General features: G+C 69.3%; 19 protein-coding genes. 8 read left to right on the forward strand and 11 right to left on the reverse strand.

The features are described from left to right. Window positions 1-12: 12 nt before the first annotated feature. From HUA75_RS33810 to HUA75_RS33820, 3 genes are read left to right on the forward strand one after another with little or no spacing between them, the layout of a single operon-like run. Window positions 13-570, forward strand: coding sequence for a hypothetical protein (locus HUA75_RS33810; RefSeq protein ID WP_141646475.1), 558 nt, complete (start codon window positions 13-15; stop codon window positions 568-570). A 24-nt stretch (window positions 571-594) separates the two neighbouring features. Continuing rightward, window positions 595-1,992: a hypothetical protein gene (locus tag HUA75_RS33815; protein ID WP_217446402.1), complete on the forward strand. Its 1,398-nt coding sequence runs from the start codon at window positions 595-597 to the stop codon at window positions 1,990-1,992. Further along, window positions 1,989-2,759, forward strand: a complete 771-nt coding sequence (locus HUA75_RS33820; protein ID WP_174488729.1) for a hypothetical protein — start codon at window positions 1,989-1,991, stop codon at window positions 2,757-2,759. The genes HUA75_RS33815 and HUA75_RS33820 overlap by 4 nt, the downstream gene beginning before the upstream one ends. A 9-nt stretch (window positions 2,760-2,768) precedes the next feature. Here HUA75_RS33820 and HUA75_RS33825 read toward each other — a convergent pair whose 3' ends face one another. From HUA75_RS33825 to HUA75_RS33845, 5 genes are read right to left on the reverse strand one after another with little or no spacing between them, the layout of a single operon-like run. Then, window positions 2,769-3,467: an RluA family pseudouridine synthase gene (locus tag HUA75_RS33825; protein WP_174488730.1), complete on the reverse strand. Its 699-nt coding sequence runs from the start codon at window positions 3,465-3,467 to the stop codon at window positions 2,769-2,771. Next, complete coding sequence (locus HUA75_RS33830) at window positions 3,464-4,906, reverse strand: pitrilysin family protein (RefSeq protein ID WP_174488731.1); 1,443 nt, start codon at window positions 4,904-4,906, stop codon at window positions 3,464-3,466. Before HUA75_RS33830 ends, HUA75_RS33825 begins: the two co-directional genes overlap by 4 nt. Window positions 4,907-4,914: 8 nt before the next feature. Beyond that, entirely contained in the window at window positions 4,915-6,231 is a 1,317-nt protein-coding gene (locus HUA75_RS33835; RefSeq protein ID WP_141646480.1) for a pitrilysin family protein, read from the reverse strand. Window positions 6,232-6,257: 26 nt separating this feature from the next. After that, the gene (locus tag HUA75_RS33840; RefSeq protein WP_174455477.1) at window positions 6,258-6,923 is read right to left on the reverse strand and encodes a response regulator transcription factor; all 666 of its coding nucleotides are present in this window, start codon (window positions 6,921-6,923) and stop codon (window positions 6,258-6,260) included. A 2-nt stretch (window positions 6,924-6,925) separates the two neighbouring features. Then, on the reverse strand, window positions 6,926-8,977 hold the full coding sequence (locus HUA75_RS33845; protein WP_174488732.1) for a serine/threonine-protein kinase: 2,052 nt from the start codon (window positions 8,975-8,977) through the stop codon (window positions 6,926-6,928). Between the two features lie 389 nt (window positions 8,978-9,366). Here HUA75_RS33845 and HUA75_RS33850 point away from each other — a divergent pair, with 389 nt between their 5' ends. Next, the gene (locus HUA75_RS33850; protein WP_141648660.1) at window positions 9,367-11,076 is read left to right on the forward strand and encodes an HAD-IG family 5'-nucleotidase; all 1,710 of its coding nucleotides are present in this window, start codon (window positions 9,367-9,369) and stop codon (window positions 11,074-11,076) included. A gap of 84 nt (window positions 11,077-11,160) precedes the next feature. Here the strand turns inward: HUA75_RS33850 and HUA75_RS33855 are convergent, their stop codons facing one another. After that, window positions 11,161-11,979 carry a hypothetical protein gene (locus HUA75_RS33855; protein ID WP_174488733.1) on the reverse strand — a complete coding sequence of 273 codons (819 nt, stop codon included), beginning with the start codon at window positions 11,977-11,979 and terminating at the stop codon, window positions 11,161-11,163. 178 nt (window positions 11,980-12,157) lie between these two features. Then, complete coding sequence (locus HUA75_RS33860; protein WP_174488734.1) at window positions 12,158-12,955, reverse strand: class I SAM-dependent methyltransferase; 798 nt, start codon at window positions 12,953-12,955, stop codon at window positions 12,158-12,160. Window positions 12,956-13,163: 208 nt separating this feature from the next. Between HUA75_RS33860 and HUA75_RS33865 the strand changes: the two genes are divergently transcribed. Continuing rightward, complete coding sequence (locus HUA75_RS33865) at window positions 13,164-15,413, forward strand: di-heme oxidoredictase family protein (protein WP_174462205.1); 2,250 nt, start codon at window positions 13,164-13,166, stop codon at window positions 15,411-15,413. Window positions 15,414-15,482: 69 nt separating this feature from the next. Here the strand turns inward: HUA75_RS33865 and HUA75_RS33870 are convergent, their stop codons facing one another. The 4 genes from HUA75_RS33870 to HUA75_RS33885 all read right to left on the reverse strand — a co-directional run bounded on the left by HUA75_RS33870 (window position 15,483) and on the right by HUA75_RS33885 (window position 19,007). Continuing rightward, window positions 15,483-17,648, reverse strand: coding sequence for a diguanylate cyclase (locus HUA75_RS33870; RefSeq protein ID WP_174462204.1), 2,166 nt, complete (start codon window positions 17,646-17,648; stop codon window positions 15,483-15,485). Beyond that, complete coding sequence (locus HUA75_RS33875) at window positions 17,645-17,926, reverse strand: septum formation initiator family protein (protein WP_141648665.1); 282 nt, start codon at window positions 17,924-17,926, stop codon at window positions 17,645-17,647. Before HUA75_RS33875 ends, HUA75_RS33870 begins: the two co-directional genes overlap by 4 nt. Before the next feature lie 81 nt (window positions 17,927-18,007). Then, a complete protein-coding gene (locus HUA75_RS33880; RefSeq protein ID WP_174488735.1) occupies window positions 18,008-18,523 on the reverse strand; it encodes a TlpA disulfide reductase family protein in 516 nt (171 codons plus the stop codon). 1 nt (window position 18,524) lies between these two features. Further along, window positions 18,525-19,007, reverse strand: coding sequence for a Fur family transcriptional regulator (locus tag HUA75_RS33885; protein ID WP_174455471.1), 483 nt, complete (start codon window positions 19,005-19,007; stop codon window positions 18,525-18,527). 352 nt (window positions 19,008-19,359) lie between these two features. Between HUA75_RS33885 and HUA75_RS33890 the strand changes: the two genes are divergently transcribed. The 3 genes from HUA75_RS33890 (at window position 19,360) to HUA75_RS33900 (ending at window position 22,005) form a co-directional block, all read left to right on the forward strand. Then, window positions 19,360-20,595, forward strand: a complete 1,236-nt coding sequence (locus HUA75_RS33890; RefSeq protein WP_141648715.1) for a hypothetical protein — start codon at window positions 19,360-19,362, stop codon at window positions 20,593-20,595. Between the two features lie 15 nt (window positions 20,596-20,610). Next, window positions 20,611-20,949: an FmdB family zinc ribbon protein gene (locus HUA75_RS33895; RefSeq protein ID WP_141648716.1), complete on the forward strand. Its 339-nt coding sequence runs from the start codon at window positions 20,611-20,613 to the stop codon at window positions 20,947-20,949. Window positions 20,950-21,258: 309 nt separating this feature from the next. Continuing rightward, window positions 21,259-22,005, forward strand: coding sequence for a hypothetical protein (locus tag HUA75_RS33900; protein ID WP_174467731.1), 747 nt, complete (start codon window positions 21,259-21,261; stop codon window positions 22,003-22,005). Window positions 22,006-22,008 lie beyond the last annotated feature (3 nt).

A 22,008-nucleotide genomic window follows, 5' to 3' on the forward strand; every position in this document is an offset into this window, starting at 1 on the left:
ACTCAGACGAACATGGCAACTCATAAGGTCGGCGGCGAGGTGGACGCATACTGCACCCGCTGCAAGCTCACCCTCGCGCACACCATCCTGGCGATAGTGGGAACGAAGATCGCTCGGGTGCGCTGTAACACCTGCAACGGGGACCACGCCTACCGAGGCGCCCCGGGCACGACGGACCGCCCTGCTCCCACCCCGCGCGCGAGCCGGGCCTCGGGTGGCCTGACCAGGGCGGAGAAGATCATCATCTCCTTCGAGGAGCAGCTGGCTGGCAGGGACGTCGCCAACGCGCCCCGCTACAGCCCGAAGGACACGTACAGCGTGGATCAGGTCATCCAGCACCCGACGTTCGGCGTGGGACTGGTGACGGCGGTGCGGGGCGACAAGGTGGACCTCACCTTCCGCACCGACACGAAGACGCTGGTGCATGGCCGTGGCGGCGCGCCCTCGGAGAAGCCCGCCTTCAGCCCGCCCGTCCGGCAGGCGACCGGCCCCGCGGACAAGCCGCAGGTCGCCGCTGAAGAAGTCCCGGCGGAAGCGCCCGTCGAGGAATCCCCCGCAACCGGGGATTGACCGAGGCGAGGCGGGAGGGCGAAGTTGGGCGGCACGCTCGTGCGCACCCGCTCGCCGCCCTTCCTGCCGTTCCTCGTGCTGGCCCTGGCCGCTTCGGCGGCCCTGGCGGCGGCTCCTCCGGACTCCGGCCTGGAGGTGCGCGCCGCTCCCGCTCGGGTCGTCCTGGGGCGGGACCTGGCCGTCGCATTGGAGGTCCGCGTTCCTCCAGGCGTGGGGCCGGTGCGGGCCGCGGCGTCGTCGGGGCGGTTCGCGGAGGAGCGACTGGACGGCGGTGGTGCCCGGCGCACCTTCCGCTGGACGCCCCCTCCCGTACGGCACCCCCTGGTGGCGGTGTTCGCGTTCTGGGTCGAGGCCGGTGACGGCCCTCCCCAGGTGACGCTGTTCCGGCTCGGGTTGCTCGGACAGACGACGCTCGACGTGGCCACCGCGCCTGGCGCCACCGTCGAGGTGTTGCTCGGCGACAAGCGCTTCGGCCCCATCCAGGCGGATGCCCGAGGCAAGGCCCGCGTCCCCGTGGAGGTGCCTCCCGGTGTCGTGTCCGCGCGCGTGCTCGCCACTCGAGGTGAGCTGCGCACCGATGCGGCCACGCCCCTGGATGCGCCCCGCGCGAGCCCACGCGTCGCGGTGCTCACGCCCTCTCCCCTCCCCCCTGAGGGAGGCTGGTTGTTCGTCGCGGGAGAGGGACCGCTCGACGTGGCTGCGCTGGAGTTGTCCGTCGAGGGTGCCCGGTACGAGCCTGCGCGAAGAGGAGCCAACGTCGCGCGCTTCCGTGTAGTGCCTGCGCCCGAGGCCACTTCCGTCACGGTGAGCGTGCAATCGCCGGGGGCGGAAGTGGCTCGGACCCGGGCCGACGTGACACGCACGCCCTCGCCGAAGGACCTCGTGCCCGTGACTCCCCTCGCGGAGGATGCACAGGGAACGTGGCGTCCTGCGCTGCAGGTGCTTGCGGGGGGCTCGTTCGCCAGCGGAGACAACACGGGCCCTTTCGGCGCGCTGGGGACGTCGCTCACCGCGCCGTGGTGGAACGGACGGTTCGCGGCGGAGCTGGAGGTGGGCATGCGGGGCGCCACGTTCAACGGGACGGTGGGCACGCTTGGCGCGGTGCGTTCCCAGGTGCTGGCGGTGCCCGTCCTCGCGTCGGTGCGCGCGGAGGTGCTCCAGTTCGCCGCGTTCACCCTGTACGGCCGAGCAGGAGGTGGACTGGCGCCTTTCCGTCATCGACTCCGCAGCGACTTCCAGGCGGAAGTGAAAGAGAGCAAGCTTTCCGGCATGGGGTTCCTGGCCGTCCAGGGCGCGTACCGGTTCGGGCGCTGGAGCGCGCTGGGAGAGCTTCGTGGCGCGTGGGCGCCAGCGAGCACGCCCCTGCTGGACGCGCAGCTCGGCGGTGTGGCCGCGCTGCTGGGGATGAGGTTCGAGCCATGACTCGCGTCACCGTGCTCCTCGCGCTGCTGTTGGCGGCTTGCGGCTCGAGCGCGGTGCTCCCGGCTCCGACCATCATCGCGGTGAGTCCGAGAGAGGCGCAGGTCGGCTATCCCGGCACCATCCGCGTGACGCTGGACGCGGTGTTCCCCATCCGCGTGGACTACTCCCGCCAGGAGGCGCGCGCGGGGACCGGGACGCGGCTGTGGTTCGGCTCCGTGGAAGCGCCCCTGCACGACATCGACGAGAGCGGCACGCTCTCGGCGGATGTGCCGGAGCTGCTGCCCCCGGGAGCGCACGATGTCCGCGTCATCCTCGCAGACGGTCGGGAGGCCCTCCGTGAACGAGGCTTCACCCTGCTCGACGGGGACGGCATCGACGAGGACGGCGGTGTGGAGGAGTTCCCCGACGGAGGCATCTTCGTCGCGGATGGAGGGCCGGAGCAGGATGGAGGGCCGACTCCGGGAACGCCGATGCAGCCAGGGGACATCACCGGCTTCGAGTTCGAGTCGGTGCAGGAGCAGACCCGGGGCCAGCCCTTCGTCATCACGGTCCGAGCCCTGGGCCCGCGCGCGGCGGAGTTCGAGGACAAGCTGGACCTCACCGTGAACAAGTCCAACGGGGGCGTCAGCCCCACGTCGCTGGATCAGTTCGTCGCGGGGGTCTGCACGCAGTCCATCACCCTGGACGTCCAGGGCGACGACGTGACGCTGACGGTGACGGACCGCTTCGGAGTCGAGGGCAACTCCAACAGCTTCAAGGTGAAGTAGTCCGCCGCGTCAGGCCAGCGTGAGTCGCAGCAGCTCGCGAACGCGCGCCATGTCCGGAGGCAGCGGGGCCTCCACCGCCCGGGCCTCGACTCCTGGTAGCGCGGGCCACTCCACGCGCGCAGCATGCAGGGGCGTGCGCGCGAGCGCCACGGCCTCCCCCTCCCCTCCCAGCTCCTTCTCCAGCCAGGGCGTGTCGCGGCCGTACTGGTGGTCCAGCAGCAGCGGGTGCCCCAGCGAGAGCAGGTGCACGCGAATCTGGTGCGTGCGTCCGGTGAGGGGTTCGGCCTCCACCAGCGTGGCGCGGTCGAAGCTCTCCACCGGTCTCACGCGCGTGCGCGAGGGCTTCGCCTCCGCTTCTCCCGGACGGGCCACGCGCATGCGGCCCTTGCGCGCGGCGACCAGCGGCGCGTCCACGAGGCTCGGCGCATCGATTCGCCCTTCCACCAGCGCGACGTAGCGCTTGCGCACCTTGCCCGCCTCGAAGGCCACCGAGAGCGAGCGGTGGACCTGGGCGTCCAGCGCGAAGACGAGCGCACCGGAGGTGTCGCGATCCAACCGGTGCACCACGAAGATCTTCTGGCCCCGCTGTGCCTCCAGCGCATCGCGCAGGGATGGACCGCCATCACGCCCGGGGATGACAGGCACCCCGGGCGGCTTGTCCACCACCAGCAGTCCTCCTCCTTCGAAGAGGATGCGAACCTCGGTCACTCGTACTCCGAAGCCTGCACCACGGAGATGGGCCCCAGTCCGCGCAGCTGCTTCTTCACGGCATCGGCCTTGCCCAGCACGACGATGGTGGGCGGCTCCGCGAAGCAGTACTTCTTCGCCACCACGGCCACCTGCTTCGGCGTCACCGCGCGCAGCCTGTCGCGGAAGTTCATCACCCAGTCGTCCCCCAGCCCGTGCAGTCGCATGTCGGCGATGCTGCTGGCGATGGACTCGTTCGTCTCCGTGCGCAGCGGGTAGAGGCCGCCCATGTACGCCTGCGCGTCGCGCAGTTCGCCCGGTTTGATTCCGGAGTCGCGCATCTTGGCGATCTCCGCCAGCGACACGTCGATGATCTCCCGCGTCGACTCCGTCTTGGTGAACGTCGACAGGGCGAAGATGCCCGCCGCGTTCATCGCGTCGAACCAGCAGCCGATGCCGTACGTGAGGCCCCGGTTGACGCGGACCTCGTTCATCAGGCGCGAGGTGAAGCCGCCGCCCAGGGCCACGTTCATCGACGTGGCCGGGAAGTAGTCCTCGTGGCCCATGCGGTAGCCCGGGCCGCCCATGCGCACCTGCGACTGCGTCTGGTCCGGCTTGTCCACCACGATGACCTTGCCGGCCTTCGCCACCTTGGTCAGCGGCGGGATGACCATGGGCGCGTCGGGTCCGCCCGTCCAACCGGCGAAGGACTCCTCGGCCGCCGCGGCCACGCGCTTGGGGTCCACCGAGCCCACCACCACGAGCATGGCGATCTTCGGCCCCATGCGCTCCTGGTGGAAGCGCACCGCGTCTTCACGCGTGAAGGTGCTCACCGTCTTCACCGAGCCGCTCACGTCGTGCCCATAGGGATGATTCCCCCACAGGGCCTGGACCATGGCGCGGTCGGCGATGACGGACGGCTCGTCCAGGTCATTGGCGAACTGGGCCAGCGCCCTGTCTCGCGCGTCCACGACCTCCGACTCGGGGAAGCTGGGCTCCTGCACGAGCTGGCCCATGATGCCCAGCATCTGCGCGAAGTGCTCGGCCGGGGTGGTGATGGCGACGGACAGCGTGTCCTCGCCCACGCCCACGCCCAGGCTCGCGCCGACGAACTCCACGGCCTCGTCGATGGCCTCCGCGTTCAGGCGGCGGGTGCCCCGGCGCAGCAACCGGGCCGCGAAGTCCGCGATGCCATGCTTGCCCGCGGGGTCGGTGGAGCTGCCGGCGCGAATCACCAGCCGCATGGAGACCATGGGCAGGGGGCCGCGCTCGGCGGCGACCACGCGCAGCCCGCTGGACGTGGTGCCCTCGTGCAGCGTGGGGAACACCAGGGCGCGACTGGCCGAGCTCTTCACGGGCGCGGCCTTGCGAGGTGCGGACTTCGTCGCCCGGGCCGGCGTCTTCTTCTTCGCGGCGCCGCGGGGGGCGGACTTCGGGGTTCGGCTCTTGCGGGAGGCCATGGAGGCAATCAGCTTTCTTCAGAAGGCGCGGGCACCAGCGTCACAACGGAGCGGCGCTCGGGGAGGAGGTATTTCGCGGCGGCGGCCTTCACCTGCTCGCTCGTCACGGCGGCATAGGCGGAAGGCAGCGTGAGGACGTGGCGCCAGTCACCCAGCAGCGCCTCGTAGTTGCCCATCGCATGGGCACGGCCATTGTTGGTGCCCAGCTCGCGCAGGTGGTCCGAGCGCAGGTTGTTGAGCGCCTTCTGGAGCTCGCGTTCGGTGATGCCATCGCGCGCCAGCTTCTCCAGCTCCGCGTACAGCGACGCCTCGGCCTTCTGCGGGTCCGCGCCGGGCTTCAGCTCCAGGAAGAAGAGGATGGTGCCGGGGTCGATGCGCCAGCTCCAGTCGAGCCCCACGCCCACCACCACCTTCTGCTCGTACACCATGGAGCGCACCAGCCGGCTCCCCTCCCCCTTCGTGAGCACGTACTGCGCCACGTCCAGGGCCAGGGTCTCCTCGTTGCGCGCGGCGGGCCCACGGTAGCCAATCATCACCGCCGGGGACTGCGCGGGGTGGCGCACGGTGGCGCGGCGCTCACCGCGCTGCTCGGGCTCCGCGTTGATGACGGGCAGCGGCGCGGGGCCTCGGGGAATGTCGCCGTAGTAGCGGCGCACCAGGGCCATCGTCTTCTTCGGGTCGATGTCGCCCGCGATGTAGAGCATCGCGTTGTTGGGGGCGTAGTAGGTGCGGAAGAACGCCTGGCAGTCTTCGCGACTGATGGCTTCGATATCCGCCAACCAGCCAATCACCGGCCAGCGATACGCGTGCGCCTTGTAGATGAGCGAATCCAGCTCCTCGCCCATCATCCCGCCGATGTCGTTGTCCATGCGGACGCTGCGCTCTTCCTTCACCACCTCGCGCTCGCTGGTGAGCATGTCCTGGGAGATGCGCAGCGAGCGCATCCGGTCCGACTCCAAATCCAGCACCGTCTCCAGCGCGTCGGAGGAGAAGTCGTCGTAGTACACCGTCGCATCGTGGGACGTGTACGCGTTGGAGCTGCCGCCGTTGGACTCCAGCGTCTTGTCGAACATCTTGGGGCCGTACTTCTTGGCCCCGTTGAACATCATGTGCTCGAACAGGTGGCTGATGCCGGTGATGCCGGGGCGCTCATTGCGGCTGCCCACGTTGAAGAAGGTGTAGAGGCTGACGACGGGGGCCAGGTGGTTGGCCAGCAGGCGGACCTGGAGGCCATTGGGCAGCGTGGCCTCGTGCACGTCGAACAGGGACTGGAGGGCGGGGTCCGCGGCGCGGGCGGGAGCGGACTTCGTGGAAGCCTTGCGCATAGGCCCCCAACGTATACAGGGCGAGGCTACAGGTCCACGACACCTTCACGCAGGGCCAACACCACGGCCTCCACATGAGAGTTGACGCCCATCTTCCGGTAGATATGTGACAGGTGCGTGCGGACGGTGCGGCGCTCCAGCGTCATCACGTGCCCCACCTCCGCGTTGGACAGGCCCTTGGCCACGTAGCCCAGCACCTCGAACTCCGTGGGCGTCAGCTTCCAGGGGTTGTCCGCCTTCTTCTCCGGGGTGGCGGGCTTGCCCTGGATGGACTGGAAGTAGTTCCAGAAGCGACGGGCGATGATGGCTTCCAGGACGGTGCCGCCCGCCATCACCTCATGGATGCCGGCGCGAATCTTCTCCGGGCCCACGCGCTTCACCAGGTAGCCGGACGCGCCGGCCTGGATGGCCTCGTAGACCTTCTGCTCGTCGTCGAACGAGGTGAGGATGAGGATCTCCACCTCCGGCGCCTGGCGCTTCACCTTCTGCGTCACCTGGATGCCGTTGATGCCGGGCAGCTCCAGGTCCAGCAGCACGAGCTGCGGCCGGACGCGGACGATGTCCTCCACCGCGGCCTCGCCCTCCTGACTGCTGCCCACGACCTCCAGCTCCTCGAACGTGCTCAGCACCTTGAGCAGGTTCTTGAGCAGCTGCGGCTGGTCCTCGACGACGAAGATGCGAGTGCGGTCCATGGTCACCGTCGGGGGGGCACGCTGAAGTTCAACACGGTTACTTGATTCTCTTTGCCCTTCAATATGCGGACCGACATCTTCTTCATCTCACCGGTCGACAGGGCGATCATCATGACCTCGTACGAGCCGACACGCACGGGGTAGCGCCTCACGGGCGTCGAGCGGCTGATGAGGTCTCCGTCGAGGAACACCTTCGCGGGGATGTTCGTCTCGATGGAGAGGAAGCCGCGCACCCTGACGGGTGGCTTGTTCAGCGCGACGACCTGCTCCTCCACTTCCTCCCGGGGCTCGGGCGCGCGGACGGCGGCGGCCTTCGGGGGCGGCGCGGGCCGGGGAATCGGCGTCGGGTCGGGAGGAAGCACGGGGGCATCCCCGGGCTCCTGCACCGGAGGGCCGTCCCCTCCCAGGCGCCAGGCGGCGATGACGAACGTCGACAGGCCGACGAGGGCCAGCACTCCGGCGATGGCGACCAGTCGACCGCGACGGTGCTGCGTATCGCGGATGCTCCGCTCGTCGGTGTTCATCCGCGGGGTGGGCTGCGCGGGAAGCGCGGGCGCGGAAGGCGGTGGCATCGCGATGTCGTCGCGCCGGCCCGGGTGCGCCACCGCGGGGAACGGGTCCGGCAGCGTGCGAGGCCCCTTCTCCACGGGCGGCGGCGCGCGCTTGGCCCGAGCCGCGGCGCGACGACCGACGACGGAGAACTCCTCGTCATCGTCGGGAGGCGGGCTCGGCGAGGAGAAGTCCTCGAAGACGCGCATGCGCGGATTGCGAACCTGTGCGCGCGCGGCCCCCTGGTCGGCTCCCCCACCCTTCGCCCCCAGTTGCCGACGCGGCTTGGGCGGCGCGGCGCCCGGAGGAGCATCCCAGCCCTGCTCGATACCGGGGGCCTGCGTCCCCTCCGTCCAGTCCCCGTCGGGCAGGCGCGACTCGGGCTCCGGAGCGCTCGGGGCGGGCGCGGCGGCGATGTCCGGCTCGTAGTCCTCGGGACGGTATTCCTCGAAGCCGGGCACGGACTCCAGGGTCTCCGCGCGGGCCTCCGTCTCCGAGAGCGCGCGGGTGTAGGGGGCGCGCTGGACGATGGAGGCTTCGGGCTCCTCGGCGCCCAGGTCGTCCATCTCCGCGCCGGAGATGGGCTCCAGGGAGAAGGGCTCCTTGAACGGCGGGGCCGTGAGGCTCGCGATGCTGACCTCGTTGGGGAACAGCTCGGTGACGAAGCGGCGCACGTCGTCCGCGCCCGGCATGCCTCCGCTGGCCGAAAGGAAGTTGCGCAGCGCGTTCGAAAACTCCGCGCACGAGCGGAAGCGCCGCGCGGCGGTGGGCTCCAGCGCGCGAAGCACGAGCGGATCCAACCGCGCGTTGATGCGGCGATCCAACCGGCTGGGCGGAGGCAGCCCCTCGCTGCGGCGCGTGGAGACACCGCCGCTGCCGGGAATCACCGGCTCGCGCTGCGTGAGCAGCTCGTAGGCGATGGCGCCCAGCGAGTACACGTCGGACGCCTCCGTGGCGGCCTCTCCCCGGGTGACTTCGGGCGCGCGGTAGGTGCCGCGGCCCCGCCCCGCGAAGGACTTGCGCAGCTGGGGTACGGCCAGGAGCGCGCGCATCGCGCCGAAGTCGCAGACCGCGGGCGTTCCAGCCCGGCCCAGCACCACGTTGCCGGGCGTGAGCGCTCCGTGGATGACGCCCGCGTCGTGCGCGTGCTGCACGGCGTCCAGCAACTGGATGACGATGTAGAGCGCCACCGCCGAGGGGAGGAGGACCTCCTTGGTGTGCAGGCGCTGGAGGGCGGTCCCCAACAGGGCGCCATCCACGTCCTGGCGGACCACGGCGAGCCGCTGACGCACGACGCCCATGTCCACGACATGGAGGATGCCCGGGTGGCGCACGGACTGGAGCAGCCGCGTCGTCTCCGCCAGGTCCAGCGCGTAGGCGGGGTCCGACGTCTTGGGGTGGAAGAGCTTCACCACCACCTCGCCCGACGGAGCCTGGACGGCCTCGTATAGCTCCGCCAGCTCTCCGGACTCGATTCGACCCGTCAGACGATACGTGGCGCTCATCGCTTCTTTCGCGCCGGGCGACGGCGAGTCACTGCGGAAAAGACGAAGCCGCACCAGACGCACGACTCGCCGCGTCGGCCTGGGGGGAGCTCCAAGGTACAGCCGGGGCAGCGCGGGCGCGCTCGCCGTGACTCCGGTTTCGAGGGCTCGGCCGCTCGCCCGGAGGTGCTCCGAGGGGTGGCGACGGGCCGAGGCGATGCCGCGCGCAGCCGGGCCTCCAGACGGCGCACCCGGTCCTCGAGCGCGGCGACCCGGGTGGACAGGCGCGCATGGAGTTCCTCGGCGGTCTCCGAGGGCTGACGTCGGACAGGCGAACGCATCGCGGCCTTTGAGCGTGCCACGCCCGTCCAGTGCCCTCAAGGACCGAGCCGCGAACCAGCACGCGTGTTATGTGTGGACGTCCCGTGGCTCCAACCCTGTCCCCCTTCCGTCCCATCCCGGGCGGGCCCTCCCCGGACCCGCTTCACGGGAGCTTCCGTTCACCTCTCAACCGCGCGCGCTCGGAGGCGGCGGCTCAGCACGCCCAGCAGCTCCTCGAGGATGAGACGCTGGCGCGGCTGCTCTCCACTCCGCGAGCCCCCCGGGACACCGTTCCAAGGGCGCGGGAGGTCTTCGTCAACCGCAACCTGCGCATGTCTGGCCTGGAGCTCATCGGCTTCGACATGGACTACACGCTGGCCATCTACCACATGCGCCGGCTGGAGCAGCTGTCGTTCGACATGACGCTGGCCAAGCTCATCAGCGAGTACCACTACCCTCCGCTGGTGGGGCACCTGCTCTACGACCACCACTTCGTGATGCGTGGGCTCGCGGTGGATCGCCTGAACGGGAACATCCTCAAGATGGACCGGTTCGGCCACGTGGGCCGCGCGTACCACGGGCTGCGTCCGCTGAAGCCGGAGGTGTCGCGAGAGCTGTACCGCAACAAGCGCGTGCGGCTGCGCAACCCCCAGTTCGCCTGGAACGACACGCTGTTCGCGCTGCCGGAGACGTGCCTGTTCGCGGGCATCATCGAACTGCTGGAGTCGCTGGGCCAGAGCGTGGACTACGGCAAGCTCTACGACGACATCCGCGAGGCCATCGACGCGGTGCACCGGGACAACTCGCTCAAGCGCGAGGTTCGCAAGGACCTGGGCCGGTACGTGTTCCTGGACCCGGAGCTGGGGCCCGCGTTGCACAAGCTGCGCTCGGGCGGCAAGCGGCTGTTCCTCCTTACGAACTCCGCGTGGGACTACACGGACGCGGTGATGAAGTACCTGCTGGACGGGCAGCTGCCGGAGTACCCGAGCTGGCGGAACTACTTCGACGTGGTCGTGACGGCCGCGGGCAAGCCGGGCTTCTTCACGGACGCGCGGCCGTTCCTGGAGCTGGACACGTCGACGGAGGAAGGCCGCCCCGTGGGCGAGGCCACGTCGTTGGACCGGGGGAAGGCGTACTCGGGCGGCAACCTGGCGCGCTTCGAGGAGCTCACGGGCTACCGGGGTGAGAACATCCTGTACGTCGGCGACCACATCTACGGCGACATCCTGAAGTCGAAGAAGTCGTCGCTGTGGCGCACGTGCATGGTGGTGCAGGAGATCGAGGATGAGATCACCTACACCGCCACGCGGCGCGAGGAGATTGGCACCCTCACCCAGATGGAGATCCTCCGCGAGCGCCTGGATGACGAGGTCAACCACCACAAGACGCTGCTGAACCTGCTGGAGCGGCGGCTGGAGCGCGAGCCGCTGACGCCCTCCGAGCGCGAGTCCGTGGAGGAGCAGCGCCGTCAGCTGAAGTCGGAGCTGGACAAGATGCGTCGCGCGCTGAAGGACGCGACGGGCATCGCGGACACGCTGGAGGAAGACGTCGAGGAGGGCTTCAACCCGTACTGGGGCCTGCTGTTCAAGGAGGGCAACGAGAACAGCCGCTTCGGCTACCAGGTGGAGCAGTACGCGTGCCTCTACACGAGCCGCGTCTCCAACTTCCTGCACCACTCGCCCATGCAGTACTACCGCTCACCGCGAGATCAGATGCCGCATGAGCAGGCCGGCGCGCTGTCCGCGCGACTGTCCCCCATGGGTGGCGAGGGTCCACCCAAGGGTGCCGGGAAGGACTGACGGCGCCCTCCCCTTCCTTGGTCCGCGCCAGGGAAGGGGCACTCGCGTGGCGCTGACTCCTGATTCCGCCCGCGTGCCCCGGTGTCATCCACCCGGGACAAGCACCCGGGTGGACAGGGGCACGGCGTCCAGGCGGGGACGTTGAAGCTCCAGCGAGCCGATGAGCTCGGGAGCGCGACGCGACGACACTCGCGACAAGGTCATCGAGTGCTTCTGTGCGGAGGGCGGCACCTCCCCCACGGTCGACGTCATCGCCCGGTACTCACGCGCCTCGACCAGCTCGGGCCAGGTGTCCTCACCCAGGTAGAAGTCGGTCCGGGCGTTCAGGGAGACCTGCACGGAGGCCGCGAGGGGATGCAGTCCGTCCGGCCTGGAGAGTCGGAGGTAGTACTCCTTCGTCCGTTGGTACTTGCGATACGGGTGAACACTGGGATGGTGCTGATAGCGGGCCGCATACACCCCGGTGACATCCAGCTCCTGCGTCCGCCAGGTCTCTCCGATGACCTCTGGCCTCACGAACTGTGAGGCCGCGACAATCGAGCGCAGGATGTCCCGCTTCCAGGGCTCCAACCCGGGCTCGAAGTACGTCACGAGCGCCGCGCCTCGCGCATCGAGCAGCACGTAGACGGTGGCCTGAAGTTGCGTGATGAAGGACTCGGGATGCAGACCCGATCCACGACTCGACTCGAAGTACGCCTGCGCGCGGACCGAGGCCCGCAGGTCGACTTCCCCTTCCCGAAGGCCCACCACCGCGACGCGCAGCTCACCCTGCAGGGAGCTGATCCGAGCCGGTCGCGCGATATCCTCCCCCGGACCGCGGGCCCCTCGCTCGTCGTAATAGAAGAGGTTGTAGGCCCGCTCGATGCCGGGCATCCAGGCACGTGCGTTCGTCACGGCGGCCAAGGCCCTGGGCTCCGGTGACTGCGGGCCAGGCGCGGCGATGGCCAGGAGGCTCATTGCGAACAGCCAGCGATGACGCATCACTGAGGAGTCCGGGGGAAAGAAGGTGCTCCCTGCAGACGCCCCTGTCCCACCGACGGTTCCAGCCCATCCCAGTCACCGCGATGTGCACCGTCGCGATTCACGAGGACGACTTCGCCGGGACGTGGGCGGCGACACGCCCCCAGGCGACGTCGGAGAAGCGGGAGAGCGGCTCCGGTGAGAGCCCGAGCTTGCGCAGGTCATCCGTGTAGCGCGCGCCCTTCACCACCACCCACCGGCGTGCCACGCGCCTGGCTTCTTCGAGTGTCTCCGCCGTGAGGGGCGCATGCTCCGCGAAGCGGCGCAGCACCTCGAAGGCAGGCTGTGCCTTCTTCGGCTTCGCGAACATCGGGTCGAAGAACACCACGTCGAAAGACGCGGACGGCAGCGTCCTGAGGTACTCGCGCGCGTCCGCATGGACCACCTCGACGGCGCACGCGTCGGCCCCCCGCTCGTAGCGACGCAGCCCCTCCCCTGCCACGGCGCACAGCGCGAGGCTCTTCTCCAGTCCGACGACGCGTCCGGAGGGGCCCACCGCCAGCGAGGCCACCAGCGCGTCCTGCGCAAGGCCCAGCGTGCAATCCAGCACCGAGTCTCCAGCCCCGAGCTCCGCCACTCGGACGAACGTGTCGGGCTCCCCCGCGCGCAGGCGCATGAGGCGCAGGTGCGCCATGCCCGCATGGAACCCGAAGGAACCCTCCGGCTCCCACAGCGTCACCCCATCTCCGCCCACCACCAGCAGCGCCTCCACCTTCGTCCCAAGCCAGGGGGCGATGCCCTCCTTCGAACGACGCGGAAGGAACGGCAGCCCCCACCGCGCCGCGACGGCTCTCGCCTCCTGGAGCTGCGCGGCATCCACCTTGGTGCTGGTCGTCACCGCCAGGGGTACGGGGGGCATGAGCGGCGCGCATCCTGCCCCAGTCGCCCCTCAACGCAACGCATCAGGACGCAAGTCCGAGCTGTCGGGGATGTCCGGAAAATAACCCTAGTAGATAAATTTTCCGAACATCATAGGAATTCTTGGCTTCTCGGCCTAACACTCAACTTCCTTCGGATGGTGGAGAAAGCCGAAGCCACCATGCGGAGGATCCCCCTGGAGAACACGCATGAGTAAGAGAGCAACAGGAGTGGCCGTGGCATTGTTGATGGCGGCATGCGCGGCCAGTTCCGCGAGCGCCGCCACCTCTGGCGCTCAGCCGTCTGGCTCGTCCGCCATCTTCTTCATCGACACCACGTCGTGGGCAGACATCCACTACAAGGTGAACAACGGTTTGCAGCTCAACGTGAGGATGGCCGTCACCAACGGCCGCAACGAGTTCACGGTGAGCGGTCTCAACACCGGTGACTTCGTCGACTACTCGTTCACGTATTGGGACGTGGCCTGTAACTGCGCCTTTGACACGGCGTGGGCACGCTACACGCACTCGGGCACCTCGCAACCCGATGCGGGCACCGGGACTCCGGATGCCGGTACGGGCACCCCCGACGCCGGGCCCCCGCCCGACGTGGGGAACATCATTCCCCTCTTCAACAGCGGTACCGCGCTGGAACCCGCGACGACACAGGACACGTCGACCGCGCTCATCACCCGCGTGGGAGACCGCGTCCGCGACAGGCACGCGCGCGAGTCTCAGTACCAGGCCTATGACCACTACCTGGCGCGCTACTTCGAGAACCGCACCTTCTGGCTCGAAATCATCGACGAGGTGGCCAAGGGCGGCAGTCAAATCAAGGTGAACCTGCACACGGTGTATCCGCACGACGGCACGAACTTCCGCGCCTTCTTCCGCGGCCTCAACACCGTGGCGGAGTACTTCCACAACGGCACCTTCGAGCGGGTGAACGACTTCCTCTACACCGCGAGCGTGAACTTCAACGCCAAGGAGGGCCGGGCCATCCGCGTGGGAGACCGCATGGAAATCGAGGCTGGCGTCTTCCTTCGGCAACCGGTGGAAGGTCGGTTCAACTACTACGGCCGCGCCCTGCTCTACCTCGTGGGCAGCGCGGGAATCGTCCCGTTCGAGGGCCAGGGCGCCATCCTCGACTCCTTCGCCCTGCCCGCGGCGGGCTGGTCAGGGGGGCGCACGACGCTGAACTACCCCTACTCCAACGAGCCGAGGAACCGGTTCCTGCAGATGGCGCTGAACATGGCGCCGGTGAACGCGCAGCCCTTCGTCGAGGGCCGCCGCCTGCACCACACCGACTTCAGCGATGGCAGCCACTCGGAGCCAGGCAACCCCGTCATGTCGTCGCAGGTGAACAAGCTGGGGCCCCACTACATCTCCCGCTCGTGCATCTCCTGCCACGTGCAGAACGGCCGAGGCCTCCCGCCCGCGGTCAACACCACCCTGGGCAACTACGTCGTCAAGGTGGGCCGGGTGAATGGCTCCACGGTGACGGCGGACCCGTTCCTGGGCTTCCGCCTCCAGCCGCGCAGCACCAGCGGCACGCCCGAGGCGGACGTGCGCATCGCCAGTTGGACGACGAGCACCGGTCAGTTCGCGGATGGCTCGGGCTACGAGCTGCGCAGGCCCAACTACAGCTTCCTCAACGTCATCCCCACGAACCACTCGGCGCGAATCACGCCGCAGCTCGTGGGGTTGGGCTTGTTGGAGGCCGTTCCGGAGACGGCCGTCGCGGGGCTCGCCGACCCGAATGACAGCAACGGGGACGGCATCTCCGGCCGCATGCAGGCCGTCGTCGACCCGGAGACGGGCCAGACGCGGCTGGGCCGCTTCGGGTGGAAGGCCGGCATCGCCCGGCTGAAGCACCAGGTGGCCGAGGCCCTCAACCGGGATATCGGCGTCACCAACGCCGTGTTCCCCACGGGTGACTGCGGTCCGTCGCAGCAGGGGTGCGCGGGCGCAAGCCAGGAGCTGAACAACGCGGACCTGGACAAGATGGTGCGCTACGTGGCGCTGCTCGGCGTGCCCGCGCGGCGCGACTTGCGCGATGCCACGGCGCTGCGCGGAGAGACGCTCTTCGCGAACGCGGGCTGCGCGAAGTGCCACGCGGCTTCGCTCACCACCAGCGCCTGGCACCCGAACGCGGAGCTGCGCGGGCAGACCATCCGCCCGTACACCGACCTGCTCCTGCACGACATGGGCACGGGCCTGGCCGACAACCTGCCCGAAGGAATCGCCTCCGGCTCCGAGTGGCGCACGCCTCCCTTGTGGGGCATCGGCCTGACGGCGGGCGTCAGCGGCGGCGAGGCGTACCTGCATGACGGTCGCGCGCGCAGCCTCACCGAGGCCATCCTCTGGCACGGAGGCGAGGGCAACGCCTCGAAGAACGCCTTCGTCGCGATGAACGCCTCGGACCGCGCCGCGCTGGTGAGGTTCCTCCAGTCGCTCTAGGCCGTCGGACCCGTCGGGTTCCACTCGGCTCGGGGAGTCCCGAAGACAGGGGCTCTCCGAGCCGGGAGACTACGAGGCCTCCACGGCCTGGAGCTTCCGGCCACCCTGCATCTGCGCCACGGTGACGGACTGGTTCCGGCCGTTGCGCTTGGAGTGGTAGAGGCACTGGTCCGCCAGGTCGATGAGCTGCTGCTTCTCCATCCCGTGGTCGGGGAAGGTGGCGATGCCCAGCGACATGGTGATGCGCAGCGGCCCCATCTCCGTCTGGAAGACCTCCGCCTTCACCGCTTCGCGAATCCGCTCGGAGATGGTGAACGCACCCTTCGCGTCCGTCTCCGGCATGATGATGACGAACTCCTCGCCGCCGTAGCGCGCCACCACGTCCGTGTCGCGCGCCATGGACTTGATGATGCGCGCCACGCCCTTGAGCACCTGGTCGCCCGTCGGGTGGCCATAGGTGTCGTTGACGCTCTTGAAGTGGTCCACGTCCGTGAGGACGACGGAGCACTTGCGCTGGTAGCGCCGCGCCTGCGCGAGAATCTCGTCCGCCTTCGCCTGGAAGGTGCGGTGGTTGAACAGGCCCGTGAGGCCGTCCGTCGTCGCCATCCGCTCCATCTGCTCGTAGAGCTGCGCGCGGAGCACGGCCTGCGCGGCTTGAATGGCGATGACCTCGATCATCCGCAGCACGTCCTGCTCGAAGTTCGCCTTCTTGCGCGAGCCCGCCACCAGCGTGCCCAGGATGCGGTCCCCCGCCACCAGCGGGAAGATCTTCAGCGCGCCCAGGCCGCGAATCTGCGTCTCGTCGTCGAAGATGACCTGCCTGTCCATGGCCTTGAGGTCTCGTCCCGGCAGCGGCGCGCCGTAGCGCACCACGTTGGCGACCAGCCCGTTGTTGTCCGCGAAGGAGCGCCCCTCCAGCGCCTTGCCATGCGCCGTCACGCCGGTCATCCGCGCCACGCGGTGCATCCGCTTGCCGTCCACTTCCGACACCAGCGTCACCGCGCAGAAGTCCAGGCTCGCCAACTGCCGGGTGCTCTCCAGCACCGCCACGAAGACCTGCTCCGGGCTGCCCGCGCGGTTCAGCTCCTCGATGGCCTTGAAGAACCGGTCCTTCTCGTCGCGCGTCTTGCGGATGTAGCTCATCACCCGCTCGACCTCGATGGAGCGCAGCACCTCGCCGGCGATGGTGCTCAGGAGCTTCTCGTCCTGGTCGCTGAACGGCTCATGGCTCAGGCGGTCCGCCACGAGCACGCCGCGCACCAGGCCGCTGCCCTCGATGATGGGCACCGCCAGCAGGGCCTGCACATTGGGGCCGCTGCCCTCGTAGTACGTCACGCCCTTGAGGCCCTGGGCGGAGTTCATCCGCACCGGCGCGCGGCGCTTGAGCACGCCGCCGATGATGCCTTCGCCAGCACCGAAGCGCTCGCGCTGCACACGCTCGGAGCCGGAGCGGCAGTCGTAGAGCTTGAGGCTGCGGTCATCGGAGGCCAGGAGGAAGGCCGCGCAGGTGTGGGTGCGCAGGCCCGTCTCGGCGATCTCCAGCGCCGCGTGCACCGCGCCTTCAATCTCCTTCACCGAGGCGACGAGCCACTTCTCGTCGGAGCTCATGCCGCTGAAGCTGTCCGCCGTGCCGGAGCTCACCAGGCGGAAGGTGCGCGCGCGCTCCTCCACCTCGCGGATGCGCTTCTGCACCGCGTCGTTCTCCGCGCGGCGGGCCACGGCGATGCGCGAGGCCAGCACCAGGTGGTACAGGCCGGCGAAGAGCACGAGGAACGCCGAGTGCGTCGCGAAGCTGGCCGCGTTGGGCACCGGGCCGCCCAGCGTCACCAGCGCGTCGAACACCAGCGCCACGCCCAGCAGCGTCAGCCCCGCGTTGCGAGGCAGGAAGGCGACCAGGAACGCCATCAAGAGATAGACGATGGGGAACAGCTCCCCGCCGCCAATGGCCACGACGATGAAGCCCGCGGCGACCAGCCCGCCGCCCAGCTCCAGGTCATCACGCAGGTCGATGACCGCGCCCACCGAGCCGCGCATGGCCCGGCGCCACGCCGCCACGGCGATGCCCACCAGCAGGAACAGCACCAGCCCGGCCTCCGTCCAGCCCAGCGTGTGCAGGCCTCGGAAGCCGCCGCGCGCCAGGTGGAGGAACGTGGACAGCCCCGCCACGGTGGGAAGCAGCCGCACGACATGACGCAGCAACCTTCCGGGCGACGGAAACGCGCTCAGCGACGTCATGGTGACTCCAGATGAAAGACGAGCTCGCCCGGCTTCACGTAGCCGAGCTCTTCACGGACGGCCCGCTCCAGCGCGGCGGGGTCCTTGCGCAGGGCGGCGATCTCCTGGCGCAGCGCCTCGTTCTGCTCGGACAGGGAGGTGTTGCGCTGCTGGAGCGCACCCACGTCCTGTTTCAAGGAGAGGTAACGGCGGAAGCCCTTGGCATCCGCCACTGACAGCAGGCTCAAGGCCCCCGCCACACCCACCGCCACCACCAGGAGCTTTCCGCGAGCCGTCATGAACGCCGTCGACGGTACCAGCGAGCCTCGCCCCCGCAAGAAATCCGCTCCAGACCTGTAGCACCCGTCGACTTTGCGCGCTCAGTCCTGCTTCAGCAGCTTTTCAATCGCCTTCGCCACGTCTCCGTGGCCTTCCACGCCCTGCCAGCCAGCCACCGCGCGGCCACGCCGGTCCAGCAGGACGGTGGTGGGCAGCCCCTTGATGGGGCCAAACGGGCTGCGGCCCTCGATCATCCACTCCGAGGCCACCAGCACCGGGTAGCGGGGCGCGTAGTGCTCGGCGAAGGGCTGGAGCACCTTCGTGCCTTCCAGGTCCATCCCCACCGACACGACCTGCAGTCCCTGCGCGCCATAGTCGCGCTGGAGCGCCTCCAACGTCGGCATCTCCGCCAGGCACGGGAAGCACCAGGTCGCGAAGAAGGAGACCAGGACGACCTTGCCCTGCAGCTTGCGCACGTCGTGGCGGGTGGGGCCCACCGACGGCAGGGCCAGCGACTGGAGGAAGGCCGGTCCGGCATCCACCGGCCGCGAGCCGCGACACCCCGTCAGTGACAGCAGCAGGGCGATGCAGGCCAGGGCTCGCGCGGCGGCGCTCATCTCACGCTTCCGTGGGCAGGGGGGCCCCGCGCTGACAGTCCCGACACAGGCCGTACAGCTCCATCTTGTGCGACGTCACCGCGAAGCCGTGCTTCCTGGCCACCGCGTCCTGGAGCGTCTCGATGCGATCATTCTCGAACTCGATGATCGTGCCGCACCGGGTACAGATGAGGTGGTCGTGGTGGTCGCGTCCCGCCGCGGCCTCGTAGCGCGTCTGGCCGTCGCCGAAGTTGCGGGCGTGGGCCAGGCCGCACTCGTTGAGCAGCTTCATGGTCCGGTACACCGTCGCGACGGAGACCTTCGCGTCCTGGGACCGCACCTTGTTCCACAGCTCTTCCACCGACAGGTGGCCGCCAACGGCGAAGAAGGTGTCGATGATGAGGCTGCGCTGCCGCGTGCTCTTCAGGCCATGCTGGGCCATGTAGCGGGCGAGCACCTCGTCCTTGTCCTTGATGTCGTCGTGGTCGTGGTCGTGGCCCTGCATGAAATCCCTCGGTAGGGGGCCGACCCTGCGTTGGCCCTCTCATCCTTGTGTAACCGCGCCCCGGAACCGCGCGCGCCCCGCCCTTCCCCCCCAGCTCCGGTCCTCTTCGAAGTAAACTGTCAGCGACCTCTGTTGGTCTCCGGAAGCGGGGCCTCTGATACCCCCAGCCTCCTCGGCCCGCAACGTCCGGCAGCCGGCGTCAAGGATCGCTCCTTCCCTTGGCCGGCCCGTATCCTGGCTTGCAACAGCCGCTGGCTGTTTAGATTGGAGGCGGACTGGCTCATTGACACTTGTCTGGCCGCGAAGATAGAGGCATCCGCCCTCGTAAACGAGCATTTTTCCGCACCTTTCCATGACCAGCCCCTGGCAGAGAAGACGACAGCCCGACGACGTCCCCACCCCCGTGGCGGTTGCCGTCTCGGATTTCTGCCGGCGCGCGAAGTCGCCGGCACCCGCTCCCGAGGTCCGTGAAGCGCTCGCCCTGCTGCTCGAGGACGACGACTTCCGGGTCCGGGCACTCACCGACGCGGAGCCGGAGACCACCCCCCTGGGGCCCTTCGCCGTCGTGGACATCCTCCGAGGTACCGCCCCCGCCGTTGCCGCCCAGCGTCAGAGCTGCGGCTACTACGACGTGGCCCGCGAACTGGCCTACGTGCGGGAGGAGAAGACGCCTCCCCGCGCCGTGGCCGCGGACCCGTCCATCCCCTCCTTCGCCCTGCCCGCCGCCAGGCCCGCTGGAGAATCCTCCGGCAAGGCGAAGAAGGGCGCCAAGGCGGATGAGGCCACCGTCCTGGAGCGCATCGCCCCGAAGAAGCGCTCCACCCTGGTGGACGAGGAGACGACCTCTCCCTCCGAGCAGGAGCTGGCGGCCCTGGATGAGGGGCCGAGCTTCCTGCGCCGCGACCTGCCCCGTCCCCGGGGCCGCTTCACCCGCGTGGAAGCGCCCCGCACACCCTTCGTGGAGCTGACACGGGCCTCGGGCAAGGAAGTCCTGGAGGCGTTGCTGGAGGGCTCCGAGCACCGCTTCGCGCTGCTGCGCAACATGTCGCACCGGTTCAACGGCTCGCGCGGGGATTTGACCCTGGTGGATCTGGAGACGGTGCTGCGCGATCACGGCCTGCTCGACGCGCTGAAGGAGAAGGAGCGACTCCAGCTCCTGGACGCCTACACCCAGCAGCGTGGCGCGACGGGCCGGGTCGGCTGGGCGCTGGGCGTGAGTCCTCCGGAGCTGCAGCGGCTGGTGGCCTCGTGCGGATTGACCGAGGACGTGGAGGCCCTGCGCGAGCGCTTCCGTCGCGAGGCGCTGGCTACCTCGCACCTGACGCACCGGTTGGATCTGCTGGGCCGTGAGAAGTACCTCGCGGACCTGGGCATCCAGCGCAAGTTCAACGAGTCGCTCCGCAAGGACCTGGAGCGGCTGCTGCGCGATGAACTCCCCGGCGCCACGGATCTTCACGGACTCAGTGATGCCGTGGGCCGCAAGTATGGCTCGCCCAGCGAGCTGGTCTTCCGCGCCATCGAGCGCCTGGGGCTCGCCGAGGGGCTGCGCAAGCAGCTGCACCCCGGCGTCCCTCCCTCAACTCCCTGAAAAGGCACCGCACCCATGCCCATCTACGAGTACGCCTGTCAGAGCTGTGGAAAGATCATCGACGTGCTGCAGAAGTTCTCGGATCCTCCGCCCGCCACGTGCGCCACGTGTGGCGCGGAGGGCCCGCTGACCAAGATGCTCAGCCGCTCCAGCTTCGTCCTCAAGGGCGGCGGCTGGTACTCCGACCTGTACAGCTCCACGAAGAAGGACGGCTCCTCGTCGTCCTCCTCCTCGGGTTCGTCGTCGAGCAGCAGCACCTCCTCGAGCAGCACTTCGTCCACTCCGTCGACGCCCGCCGCGGCCTCGACGAGCAGCGCCCCCGCGCCGGCCGCGGCGTCGGGCGACAAGAAGTAGCCGGACGCGGAGGGGCGGAAAATTCGCGCGGGGTCCGGGAGCGACGCACACTCGCTCCCCGTGCCCTTCCCTCCCTCCAAGCGTCCTCCCCGCCAATGTGCTCTGTGCGGTCACCCGGAGCTCACGGATGCGCGCGGGCTCGGCCGCTTCCTGCTCGTGCCGGACCCGGCTGGACGGGGGCCGGTGTGTCCGTCGCAGCGAGGCTGCCGTGGCGGCAAGCGGGAAGCCTCCTCCCCGTCGACGCTGACGCAGGCATCGCGCTGAGCTAAGCAGGGAGCTCCCGCGCGTGCCTGTCGCGGAGGTGCCCCGATGCTCGCTCGACGCCCCCTTCCCTCGCTGTCCCTCCTCGTGCTGGCCGCGTTCGCGGTCGGCTGTGGCAACTACACCCGCATGGCGCCAGAGGCCCGCACGTCGCTCCAGCGCACCCTCACGGGGCCGGACGCGGAGCAGTACCTGCGCGTCTCCGGCAACGTCATCCCCTTCTTCGGGGACGGCTCCAAGCGGCTGCTCACGCCCTACGCGCCGGACGACGTGCGCCTCCTGGACGACAGCAACGGCAAGCCCATCAACCCCGGCGCCGTGGAGCGCACGCTCCCCGTGGGCACGAAGCTGCGCATCACCAAGGTGGAGTTCCCCACCGCCTGGGTCGTCGCCGAGCGCGTCCTCTACACGCCGCGCACCTGGCCGTGGGTCTACCTGGCCGAGGAAGGCAAGCCGGACGCGCCGCCGCTCGTGCTGGTGCTCCCGCCCAACCTGGAGCAGCCCAACGACTTCCGCGCGGAGGTGGAGAAGTACCTCTCCGCCCAGAATCCCAAGTCCCAGCTGGAGGCCCTGGCGCCGCCCGTGCGCGATGCCGTGCGCGAGAAGCGTCTGGTGGCCAACATGTCCGCGGACGCGGTGCGCATGGCGTGGGGGCCGCCGGAGCTGGTGCGGCGCACGCTGGAGGGCACCGCGAAGAACGAGGAGTGGACGTATCCGGGAGGCCGCCGCAAGGCCTTCATCACGGATGGCCGGCTCGCTCGCGCTGAAGAGGCAGGCGCTTCCGTCCTGCCTTGACCG

The organism is Myxococcus sp. CA040A (genome assembly GCF_013336725.1).
Lineage (GTDB): Bacteria > Myxococcota > Myxococcia > Myxococcales > Myxococcaceae > Myxococcus > Myxococcus llanfairpwllgwyngyllgogerychwyrndrobwllllantysiliogogogochensis.